General features: G+C 44.3%; 5 protein-coding genes. All 5 read left to right on the forward strand.

The window, feature by feature from the left end; genetic code table 11:
• The first annotated feature begins 540 nt into the window (after positions 1 to 540).
• Positions 541 to 6,030, forward strand: coding sequence for a PAS domain S-box protein (locus QUA36_RS13185; RefSeq protein ID WP_333457905.1), 5,490 nt, complete (start codon positions 541 to 543; stop codon positions 6,028 to 6,030).
• A 252-nt stretch (positions 6,031 to 6,282) separates the two neighbouring features.
• On the forward strand, positions 6,283 to 9,378 hold the full coding sequence (locus tag QUA36_RS13190; protein WP_333457907.1) for a response regulator: 3,096 nt from the start codon (positions 6,283 to 6,285) through the stop codon (positions 9,376 to 9,378).
• A gap of 10 nt (positions 9,379 to 9,388) precedes the next feature.
• The gene (locus QUA36_RS13195; RefSeq protein WP_333457909.1) at positions 9,389 to 10,363 is read left to right on the forward strand and encodes a diguanylate cyclase; all 975 of its coding nucleotides are present in this window, start codon (positions 9,389 to 9,391) and stop codon (positions 10,361 to 10,363) included.
• A 229-nt stretch (positions 10,364 to 10,592) separates the two neighbouring features.
• Positions 10,593 to 11,222: a macro domain-containing protein gene (locus tag QUA36_RS13200; RefSeq protein ID WP_333457911.1), complete on the forward strand. Its 630-nt coding sequence runs from the start codon at positions 10,593 to 10,595 to the stop codon at positions 11,220 to 11,222.
• Positions 11,223 to 11,603: 381 nt separating this feature from the next.
• On the forward strand, positions 11,604 to 12,209 hold the full coding sequence (locus QUA36_RS13205) for a hypothetical protein (RefSeq protein ID WP_333457913.1): 606 nt from the start codon (positions 11,604 to 11,606) through the stop codon (positions 12,207 to 12,209).
• Positions 12,210 to 12,302 lie beyond the last annotated feature (93 nt).

Raw genomic sequence — 12,302 nt, forward strand, 5'->3', positions numbered from 1 at the left:
ACAATGTGCGTATTGTGGGATAAACATTCTTGGCGCTATTAATATTATTACAAAATGTTTAAAGTTGTGTCTTTTCCTTAAGCAGTTGTATTCTTTAGTGCATCTTGATTTTTTTCCCTAGGGTCATGTTATTGCTGCTTCAAGCGAGCTTACAGCACTTTGCAACAAGAGTGAAATACTCTTTAGTTAAAAAAAAGGTCTTTATTACACACTGCTCCTGCTGCTCGAATCAAATGCTGCGTCACGTTCGTGAGCATCAAATCTACTGGTTTTGTCGGCAATGTTGGCAAACAATACCTATTTACAATTTGAACAGATGTGGCTCATCGCCCTCTCTAAATCTAGTTAAAGGGCTATGGGTTCAGGAACAACATTTTTTGCCTATGGAATTTGACAGCTCAAGTTAGGGGGTATAAACTTTATAAAGTTCCTTATCGCTAACGGGTTTTCAGGCTAAAAACTGGGTTTTATTGCAAGATTAAACTACCCTAGTATAGCCAAAAAAAATGAAGACATATCTATTCATATATCGCTTAATTTATGGTAAGCCCTCAACGCAAAGTAATTATAAGTTTAGACCAAGCACCACTTAAACGATTGCTACCTCTTTTGCTTGGTTTGGTGGCTTCTCTTGCTGTTTTATTTACGTGGCAACAGCTAACCATCAACGGACAAATTCACATCGAGCAGTTAATTCAGCAGGAAGCCAATGCGATTCAGTCACAACTGACCGAAGGATTATCCATTCGGGTGCTGACACTTCGGCAAATGGCGAATCGCTGGGAAGCCAATGGCGGTACACCAAAGGCTCTTTGGGAAGCCGATGCTGAGGCTTATGTAAAGGATTTCTACGGTTATCAGGCGATCGAATTAGTCGATCGATCATTTAAAGTGCGATCGGTTGTACCCTTGGCTGGGAATGAGGCAGCGCAAAACCTAGATTTTAATCGGGAACTGCGTCGCAAAATCACTTTGCAAGTAGCTCGTGATTTGCGTCAACCTGTCTTAACTCGCAATATTTCACTCCTTCAAGGGGGTCAAGGATTTCTAGCAAGTCTTCCTTTATTTGTAGGGGAGCGATTTGACGGGTTTATTGTCGGAGTTTTTCAGTCTCAAACTCTATTTGACAGTATTTTAAAAGTGCCACAGGGGTACAATGTGGCTATCTATGATGGCACAAATTTGATCTACGGGCAAGAGTTTTTGTCTCAATATTCTGTTTGGAAAACAGTTGTAGTTAAAGCCTATGGTGTAGACTGGAGAATAGATGTTTATCCAACTTTAGATTTAGTAGAAAGTGTCAAGTTTTATTGGCCTAAAGTTGTATTAATTGGTGGTTTAGTTTTAGTTTTGCTGCTGATGTGGATCGTGTATCTCGCACAAGTTAGTTATTGCAAAGTCGATAAATTCAAAAAAGCCAATCGCCAGTTGCAATGGGAAATTCACCAGCGACAACAGGCAGAAATTGCGATCGCCCGACTAGCTGCGATCGTTGAATCTTCGGAAGATGCCATTCTTAGTAAAGATTTAGAGGGTGTAGTTACAAGTTGGAATGTAGGAGCCGAAACAATTTTTGGCTATACAGCGGCCGAAATAGTAGGGCAATCAGGGAGAAGACTGATTCCCGCAGACTATCGAGATGAGGAAAAGGAAATTCTCACCAAAATCCAGCGAGGAGAACGCATCGAACACTACGATACAAAGAGGCTGAGGAAAGATGGAACATTAATCGATGTCTCGATGAGTGTCTCCCCCATTAAAGACGAAACAGGGAATATAATTGGAGCCTCAAAGATTGCCCGGAATATTGCTGACCGCAAACAAGCAGAAGCAGCACTACGTGAAAGTGAAGAACGCTGGGAACTGTCTGTACGCGGGAATAATGACGGCATTTGGGATTGGAATGTTCAAACCAATGAGGTCTTCTTTTCTAGTCGCTGGAAGGAAATGCTGGGCTATGAAGACCATGAAATTCAAAACATTCGAGACGAATGGGCTAATCTGATACATCCCGATGATTTGGGATGGGTGATGCAAGCCGTTCAAGACCATTTTGCCAAGAAAACTTCTTTTTATATCACAGAACATCGCCTTCGCTGCAAAGATGGTTCTTACAAATGGATTTTGGATCGCGGTCAGGCACTTTGGGAGGATGCAGGTAACGTAATTCGGATGGCTGGCTCTCACACCGACATTACGGAGCGCAAGCAAGCTGAATTTGCTTTACAGGTCAGCGAAGCCAGATATCGGCAATTGATCGATAACTTAAATGCAGGTTTTGTGATTCATGCGACAGATACCAGCATTCAATTATGTAATGAAAGAGCTGGTGAATTACTAGGGCTTTCAATGGATCAAATGCTGGGAAAAACTGCGATATCTCCGGCCTGGCATTTTGTGCGGGAAGATGGCAGCGTGATGCCCCTAGAGGAATATCCCGTGAATCAGGTTTTATCCAGTGGAAGTTCCCTCAAAAATTATGTTTTAGGAATCAAAAAAGAAATTGATAGTTGTGCTTGGGTATTAGTTAATGCCTACCCAGAGTTCGATCAACACGGTAAAATCATACAAGCTGTAGTTACGTTTATTGATATTAGTAAGCGCAAAAAAGTAGAGCTGGAAATCCAAAAGACTCGCAATTTCTTACAAGCACTGCTGGATAATTTACCGGTGGCGGTTTTTGTTAAGGACGCAGATCCTAAACGATTTGGCGTATTTCAGTTTTGGAATAAAACCAGCGAACGATTATTTGGCATATCAGCCGAACAAGCGATCGGCAAAAGTGGCTATGATTTTTTCCCAACAGAACAGGCTATATTTTTTGACCAAAAGGATAGAGAAGCCTTTGAAAAAGGTAAGACTGAGAATATTATCGAAGAAGTCATTGATAGTCATTGTCTGGGAAAACGTTGGCTGCATACAATGAAGATTCCCATTTACGACGAGCAGCATCAGCCCCAGTACCTACTTTGTTTTTCTGAAGATATCACCGATCGCAAACAAGCAGAAGCAGAGCTTAGAGAAATGAGTGAGGTGATGAAAAATGCGCTGTCCGGCATTTCCAAAATAGACACTCAAGGACGTTACATCTATGTCAATAAAGCATATTCTGACGTGGCAGGCTATCAGCCAGAAGAAATGAGCGGGATGTCCTGGGAAAAAACCGTAGATCCCGATGAGTTGGAAAAACTGGTTGCAGCCTATGGGCTGATGGTGCAAGAGGGCAGAGTTGAAGTTGAAACGAAAGGACTTTGTAAAGACGGTTCGGTTTTTTATAAGCAAGTGGTGATGATTTCAACTTACGACGAACAGCACCAATTTATGGGGCATTACTGCTTCATGAAAGATATTAGCGATCGCAAAAAAGCCGAACTTGCACTAGAACAGGAACTCCTGCGGAGTAAAACCTTCTTCAACACTTCACTGGACGGTGTTGTGGTCATGGATTCGGTCGGAAATGTTGTCGAAGCTAGTCCCAGTTTTGCTCAAATGCTGGGCTACACCCTAGAAGAAACCCTGAATCTGAGTGTGTTTGATTGGGATGCTGAATGGAGGAGGGAAGAACTACAACTTATGCTCCAGAGAGAGGAGGTTATTCCGCTGTTTGAAACGCAACATCGCCGCAAGGATGGTTCTGTATATGACGTGGAAATTAGCTGGAACCGGGTGGAATTAGAAGATGAGATGATGAACTTCTGTATCTGCCGGGATATTAGCGATCGCAAACGCAACGAAGCGGAACGCCAACAAGCAGAACAGGCACTCCGAGAGAGTGAAACTCGCTTCCAAGCCTTCATGAATCACAGCCCTGCCCCTGCCTGGATTACCGATGAAAATGGTGTAATGCTCTATGCCAGCCAGACTTATCTCAATACCTTCGATCTACCCACTGACAATGTGATTGGAAAATCCATTTTTGAACTTTACCCCGCCGCCTTCGCCCAACAATTTCTAGACAATATCCAAACGGTTGCTCACACCAACGAGCTAATTGAAACGATTGAGATTGCCTCCCGTCGAGATGGAACCCTGGCTGAGTTTCTGGTTTACAAATTTCTCATCCCCGACTTATCTGGGCAAATGCTATTAGGTGGTGTGGCGATCGATGTGACACGACAACATCAAGCGGAAACCGCTTTACAACTGAGTGAAGAACGCTTAATGCTGGCACTAGAAGCTTCTGGAGATGGACTATGGGATTGGAAAATTGAAACTGGACAAGTTTACATTAATTCCTACTACCAGGAGATGCTGGGCTACAAGCCCGGTGAGTTGGTGATGGATGTGAACATCTGGGAACAGATGATTCACCCTGATGATCAATTATGGGTTTTTGAGGCTCTCAATAGTAACTTGCAAGATAGCTCTCTCAAATATGCCTTTGACTATCGTGTGCGTTGCCAGTCAGGTGAGTGGAAGTGGATCGCTAACTACGGGAAAGTCGTTGCCTACGATGAAGATGGTAAGCCTTTACGGATGATTGGAACGCACAAAGACATCAGCGATCGCAAACAAAAAGAACTGGCACTGCAGCACGCAATGGAAGCCGCAGAAGCAGCGAACTTGGCAAAAAGTACCTTCCTAGCCAATATGAGCCACGAATTACGCACTCCCCTCAACGTGATTCTAGGATTTGCTCAGGTGATGACCCATGACTCCTCCCTAACTCCCAACCAAAAAGAAGACTTGCAAACAATTCGTCGCAGTGGCGATCACCTCTTGAGTTTGATTAACGATGTGCTGGATCTCTCGAAAATTGAATCGGGACACTACACAGTTGAACAAAGCGGATTGGACTTAATTGCGCTGCTGCATTCCCTCCGAAATATGTTGGCGGAACGAGCAAGTTCTAAAGGACTTGACCTTTGTTTCGAGATTGCGCCAGAAGTTCCCCAATTTATGCTGGTCGATGCTCAAAAACTGCGCCAGGTTTTGCTCAATCTGGTGAGTAATGCCATCAAATTTACCGATCGGGGAAGCATTACTTTGCAAGTCAGCATTCAGGCTTCTGGTACAGGGGCATTAACCACAACTCGGCCGATTCTCCAGTTTGTAGTCGCTGACACAGGTGTAGGGATTGCATCGGTCGAACTCAATACCATCTTCGATGCGTTTGTGCAAGCTCAAGCTGGGAAGCGATTGACCGGCGGTACGGGGCTAGGTCTAACCATTAGTCGCAAATTGTTGGAACTCATGGGCGGAAAAATTTCTGTTAGCAGCACTCTGGGACAGGGGAGTACCTTCACATTTACCCTTCCCGTCAGCCCCATCAGTGGAGTTAATGTTACACCCGAAGAGAATAATCGCCTCGTGATTGGGCTGGCTCCCTGTCAAGGGGATCATCGCATTTTGGTGGTTGATGATCAAGCAGAAAATCGCTTGCTAATGGTCAGATTACTGACACAATTAGGATTAGAGGTAAAAGAAGCTACCAACGGACAGCAAGCGGTGCAGATTTGGCAACAATGGCAACCCGACCTAACCTGGATGGACATTCGGATGCCCGTGTTAGATGGATACGAGGCTACGAAGCAAATTCGGGCAATGGAAGACGGACAGAACAGTATCATTATTGCACTTACGGCCCAGGCTTCCCAGAGCGATCGCGCCCTCGCCTTAGCTGCTGGCTGCAACGACTACATCAGCAAGCCCTTCCGGGAACAGACCCTATTTCTTAAGATGGCGGAATACCTAGGTTTAGAGTATGTATATCAGGAAGAGGAAACAGAAAAAGGGGAACGGGGAACAGATTGTTTTCCTTCTTATTTCTGTTCTGTTGCCTCTTCCGTTTCAGATTCCCTCGATCCAATGCTTCTGGCGACATTACCAAAAGTATGGGTGGTTGAGTTGGAAGATGCTGCTTTATGTGGGGATGATGTTGCGATCGTTGAACTGGTAGCTCAACTTTCCTCAGAACTCACTCAATTCGGTACTCATCTGACGGAACTCGCCAACCAGTATCAATTTGAGAAAATCATTAATCTAATTCGAGGTAATTTCCCAAGTGGAATTCCTCCATTGGATTTATAAGCTGTTGTGCAGTTAAACGTTTGATTAGGACTAAGCTGTGGAGCATTTAACCAGTAACGAGGCTAGTAGGGTGCGTCATTCGCGAACCCTTACGCTGAAACGGAAAACCTTAGATGCTGACGCACCTTACGCAAGTCCTTTAAATGCCGAACAGCTTAGGAAATTAGGCACAGCCAACAATAATTCAATTTTATTGTTGGTAAAGTTTTCCAAAAAACATCCTTGATTTTTATTGATAACTACTGCTCTAAAATGCCTCATAAAGTACCAAAGATTTCGGAAATTACTCCTTTAGATTTAACAAATTTAGAGGAATGCAGTGAAGAATCAGTATATGCTCCCGGTCATATTCAGCCCCACGGAATACTTTTATTGTTGCAAGAAAAAACGCTCAATATTTTACAAGTAAGTGACAATGTAGAAGTGTTTTTTGGCATTGCTGTCGCAGAATTGCTAGGTCAGCCATTGCCATGGCTATTTGGTCACGAGCAAGTACAAGAAATGGTCAGGTATCTCAATCAAGAAAAGCTCAAGATTCATAATAGTTTTAATCTGAAAATACCTCTAAAAGACGGAAAAATTCAAAGTTTTAGAAGCACAGTGCATCAGCGACCCGATGAGTTGATTCTGGAACTAGAGCCCCAATTGACTATTGAAAATAATCATGCAATGGATTTTTATCAGCGTCTGCAAACAGTTATCCTCAACTTTCGCACTGCGCTCGGTCTTTCTGATTTAGCTCAAACCATTGCTAGAGAAGTAAAAGCCATGACAGGGTTCGATCGCGTTATGATTTATCGGTTTGAAGCCGATGAGCATGGGGTGGTGATTGCTGAAGAGAAAGAAAGCTATCTAGAAAGCTACTTGGGATTGCATTACCCGGCGATCGATATTCCCGTACCCGCCCGCAAATTGTTTTACAGCAATTGGGTGCGCCAAATTCCCAATATCAATTACACCCCGGCCCGCCTAATTCCCACCAACCATCCCCTAACCAATACACCCCAGGATCTCAGTGCTTGTGTGTTAAGGGGAGTATCTCCCTACCACATTGAATATTTGCAGAATATGGGAGTGGCTGGGACACTGACGATTTCGTTAATTGACGATCGGCGTCTCTGGGGATTAATTGCCTGTCACCATTACAGCCCGCGATTGGTAGATTACGAAACTCGCAAAAGCTGTGAATTTTTAGGACAATTTGCCTCGATCGAACTGGTGCATCAGCAAGAGCGAGAATTGAACGTTTACCGATCGCAGGCGAAAACTATTCAGGATAAACTTCAGCAGGCATTCCGGCGGGATTCTAATTTTATCGAACAGGTATTGACCGAAAATGCTTCTCAATTGCTAGATTTAGTTCATGCTCAGGGAGCTGCAATTCTGCTCGATGGTCGTCTGACATTGGTGGGTGAAACACCATCTGAAGCTGAGGTAGACGAACTCGTGCAGTGGTTGCTGCAACAGAACAAAGAACGAGTGTTTGCAACAGCTTCTTTGTCTCAGTTGTATCCCCAAGCCAAGCAATTCAAAGAGCGAGCTAGCGGTGTTTTAGCAATCTCAATCTTCCTATGCTATGCCAAACAAAAGTCATACCATATCCTTTGGTTCCGACCCGAACAAATTCAAACCATAAACTGGGCAGGTAATCCACAGGATGCTGTGTCGATCGACGAAATTGGAAAAATGCACCTGTGTCCCCGCCAATCCTTTGAACTGTGGCAAGAGACAGTGCGGGAGATGTCTTATCCGTGGCAGATTGCAGAGTTAGAAGCTGCTGCCGAAATGAGACATATCCTCATGCTGGCGGTGTTAGAATTTTCGCAAGCTGCCCTAGAACACGCTGCAGAAAGGGCAGCAATAGCCAACCGTGCCAAAAGCCAGTTCCTTGCCAACATGAGCCACGAGCTCAGAACGCCACTCAACGCCATTCTGGGATTTACCCAGCTTATGAACCGCAGTCCCTATATCCCAGAAGAATTTCAAGAGCATTTAGGGATCATTACCCGTAGTGGAGAACACCTGCTGACCTTGATCGACGATGTTTTGCAAATGTCTAGGATTGAAGCAGGGCAATTGGTACTGAGTAAAAGCTGTTTTAATCTGCATCGACTGCTAGGTTCTATTAACGAGATGTTTACCATCAAAGCGCCTGAGAAAGGGTTACATCTGAGCAGCGAGTGGGATGCTACTGTCCCCCGTTATGTGTGTGGCGATCAAGCAAAACTTCGCCAAATCTTGATTAATCTGCTGGGGAACGCGCTCAAATTTACAACAACAGGAAGCATAGCCCTACGTGGACGAGCTTTTTCATTAGATGATATGCCATCCGGTACAAATTGCGATCGCGCCACTAATCCACCCGATATTAAACCAACTATTACCTTGTGTCTCGAAGTTGAGGATACCGGGCCTGGCATTTCTCCCTCAGATTTAGAATCAATTTTTGAGGCTTTCATGCAAACCAATCGCGGTTGCCACGATCGAGGAACAGGTTTAGGACTGTCTATCAGTCGTGAGTTTGCGCGTCTGATGGGAGGGGATATCACCGTGCGAAGCACCCTGAATCGAGGCTCGACTTTTACCTGCCAAGTCGTTTTGGAACTACCAGAGTCGGTTGATTTAGATGAACCTGAAATTAGCGATCAGATTATCGGGATCGAACCTGGGCAACCTATCTACCGAATTCTAGTAGTAGAAGATGTTCTAGAAAATCGGCAACTGCTGGTGACGCTGCTGGAGTCAGTTGGGTTTGAGGTGTGTGCGGTGGAAAATGGGGTAGAGGCGATCGATCGTTGGCAAACATGGCACCCTGACTTGATTTTGATGGACATTCAAATGCCTGTCATGGATGGTTATGAAGCGACGAGACAGATTCGAGCACAACAGTCATTAGTCATGAGTCATGAGTCATCAGCAGATAACTCAGGGCAAATGTCACAGGACAGAAGACAAATTACACGCATAATTGCCCTCACTGCCTATGCTTTTGAGGACGATCGTATCGCCAGCCTGCAAGTCGGTTGCGATGACTACATTGCCAAGCCGTTTACTGAAGACACACTTTTCGACAAAATAGCTCATCACTTGGGTGTGCGCTACTGCTACGCCGAAAAAGTTCGGCCAGAATCATCAGCTTCGCCACCAAAGATATTTACTCCAGACTTGAAAACCATGCCCACAAAGTGGATTGCAGAAGTTCATGAAGCCGCACTCGATCTTAGTGATAATAAGCTTTATGAACTTATCGCTCAAATTCCCAAGGAGAAACAAGATTTTATCGCGGCGATGACATCTCTGGTCGATAACTTTCAGCTTGAAGCGATCGCAACTCTCACCCAGATTTAGGAATAAGACAATGACAGCTTTATTCAAACTTGCGGCCGAAACGAATATTCTCATCGTGGATGATACGCCAGACAATTTGCGCTTGTTAGCTAAAATTCTAGAGTCACAGGGCTATATTGTCCGTAAAGCCCTCAACGGCAGAATGGCACTCCAAGGTATTCATCGCGACCCACCGAATCTGATTTTACTTGACATCAATATGCCGGAGATGAATGGGTACGAAGTCTGCCAAAAGTTAAAAGCATCGGAAGCGAGTGATCAGATCCCGATTATTTTTATCAGTGCGCTCGAACAACTGGAAAACAAGGTTCGAGCCTTTGAACTGGGTTGTGTAGACTATATTACCAAACCCTTTCAAGAGCAGGAAGTGCTGATGCGAGTAAAAAATCAATTACTCATTCAACAGCAACGCCAACAACTGCTCGAACAAAATCAACGTTTAGAACACGAAATCCAAGAACGTCTGAGGGCAGAAGCAGAAGTAAGGAAGCTATCCGTGACCGATGAATTAACTGGATTATATAACCGACGAGGCTTTTTTTTACTAGCCGATCAACAATTGAAAATTGCTCGACGCACGCAAACCTCCTATTTTATTTTATTCGCTGACTTAGACGGTTTGAAAAAGATTAATGACACTTTAGGACACGAAATGGGAGACAGAGTAATCGTTGACGCAGCTCAAATATTGAAGCAAACCTTTCGTGAGGCGGATATTGTGGCTCGACTGGGAGGAGATGAATTTGCTTTATTTATTCCTAATTTTTCGGGTGATTCATCTATTAATTTCCATGCTCGGCTACAAGAAAATATAGATCGCTTTAATCAACAGTCCGAGCGAGCTTATATATCAATAAGTCTTGGTGTGGAGTTTGGGGATTTAAATAATGAAATTTTATTAGAACAATTGCTGGCAAAGGCTGACAAACTCATGTACGATCATAAACGCACCAAACGCTGTTTAAATCCTCAACCGTTCTTTTGAGAACAGCGATATCGGAGGGAGCATCTCAATGAAAGCAGCCCAGCCCAAAATTGGAGTTAGGGGCTAGGAGCCAGGAGCCAGGAGGAAAGAGTCAGAAGGAACAAGGAAGGAGCCAGAAGAAGTGTTTTTACAAATATTAAGATGCTCCCAGCGGACTTAGGTAAAGTATTGTAGGATTAAATTGGCGATCGCTCTAGCTGTTCGCAATTAAAATTAAGAGAGAGTATTTATGCAAATTGTGCTGGCTACCTTAGACGATGGCTTAGTTAGAGCGTGGGAAAGCACTTGCGGCAGTATGGAAAATGTAAAGATACATCACGGTTCAATATTTGATGTAAAATGCGATGCTATTGTTAGTCCGGGGAATAGTTTTGGTTTCATGGATGACGGCTTAGAGTTAGAAATTTCGGAATATTTTGGCAGGCAGGTTATTGAACGCTTGCAAAAACTAATTCAGGCTCGATATCACGGCGAACTATTAGTAGGAATGGCAGAAATTGTAGACACCGATCATGATGAAATCCCCTATTTAATCGCTGCACCAATTATGCGCGTTCCCACAGTTTTAAGAGAAACAGTAAATGTTTATCTAGCAACCCGCGCTATTTTGACTCTCGTTAAATTTGGCTCAGTCCCAGATGGAACGCCAGTCAAACATATCATTGGAACTATCGCTATTCCCGGCATGGGTACGGGAATGGGCAAAGTACCGCCACATATCTGTGCCAATCAAATGAAAGTTGCGCTGGAAGATATCCTATTATCTCAGTACGAATTTCCTCAATCTTTACTGCACGCTCAAAGATGTCACCACTTGTTATATACCGACGAGAGCGAAGATTTGCAGTTGGAAAATTGAAACTTTTAAATTTGCCCGTTTTGTTGTGTTGAGAAACCAAGTTGATTGGTGTGTGTTTTTTTAGGTATAGAGACTAATCACGAATTTAAGTGCGCTAAACCGTACCTAAAAGTTGGCGGTATCCTACACACGAGAGCAACTTTGGTAGATATAATGTAATATAACTGAGGTCATTCCAACTAGGTAAGCGCGGATACAAAAGTTGATAAAGCTGGAACAAGAATTGCCTAGTTCTTATTAAATGCCAGAATTCCTTCTGGCGCTACACCTACAAAGTCTGTATAAAAGACCACAATTCTTTCTGGCGCTACACCTGCAAAGTCTGCATCCAGGGACTGTGAGATTTTTTGAAAATGTTTACTACGACAGGAGAAGATTGATATGACAGATCCAAAAGTAACCGAGGAACCAGTTTTAGAGGCCACTCTCGAAACGACGGAGCTCGTCAAACAAGAGATGCCCGACGCGACTGATGAGGCGATCGCAGAAACTGCGGCGCTGTTTGAAGCAATTAAAAAACGCGCCACCGCCGAAGTGCAAGCAGCGGGCGAACTCACCCGCGAAGCTTATTTAAAAGCTGTGAATAAGGCCTCCGGGGCGATCGAAGAAAATAAGGATCTCGCCCACGACAGATTCACAGAAGCAGTCAGGCTGATTAAAAAAGAAACTGAGAAAAATTGGCTGGTGGTAGATGCGATTAAAACGCGGGCGCAAGCGCAGGTGCAAGATGCCGGCGAAGTCAGTCGCGAAGCTTATTTGAAAGCAGTGCGACAAGCGCGAGAAGCGGTGGAACAAAATAAATTGATCGAACGCGATCGCATCGAACAAGCTGTTGACCACATTCACACGGAAGCTGAAAAGAATTGGCACCTTATTGTGAAGCAAATTGAGTCGATCGGCACTCGCTTGACGGATGCGGCTAAGTCTGCATGGAACGCGCTGACGGCGTTTTTTGACAAGTCTCACAGCGATCGCGGGGATTCCTAGAAGGGCCAGCCGGGGGTTGGGAACTCCCAGCGGGTTGTTAGGCTAGTTAGCTTTGGAATTAATTCCAAAGCTAATGGCGATCGTGGGTGCATT

It is taken from the genome of Microcoleus sp. Pol10D4, from assembly GCF_036701555.1.
Lineage (GTDB): Bacteria > Cyanobacteriota > Cyanobacteriia > Cyanobacteriales > Microcoleaceae > Microcoleus.

Excerpts from the sequence above, each read along its gene's own strand:
- QUA36_RS13190 (WP_333457907.1), top strand. The coding sequence starts at position 6,283 with ATGCCTCATAAAGTACCAAAGATTTCGGAAATTACTCCTTTAGATTTA.
- QUA36_RS13195 (WP_333457909.1), top strand. The coding sequence starts at position 9,389 with ATGACAGCTTTATTCAAACTTGCGGCCGAAACGAATATTCTCATCGTG.
- QUA36_RS13185 (WP_333457905.1), top strand. The coding sequence starts at position 541 with ATGGTAAGCCCTCAACGCAAAGTAATTATAAGTTTAGACCAAGCACCA.
- QUA36_RS13200 (WP_333457911.1), top strand. The coding sequence starts at position 10,593 with ATGCAAATTGTGCTGGCTACCTTAGACGATGGCTTAGTTAGAGCGTGG.
- QUA36_RS13205 (WP_333457913.1), top strand. The coding sequence starts at position 11,604 with ATGACAGATCCAAAAGTAACCGAGGAACCAGTTTTAGAGGCCACTCTC.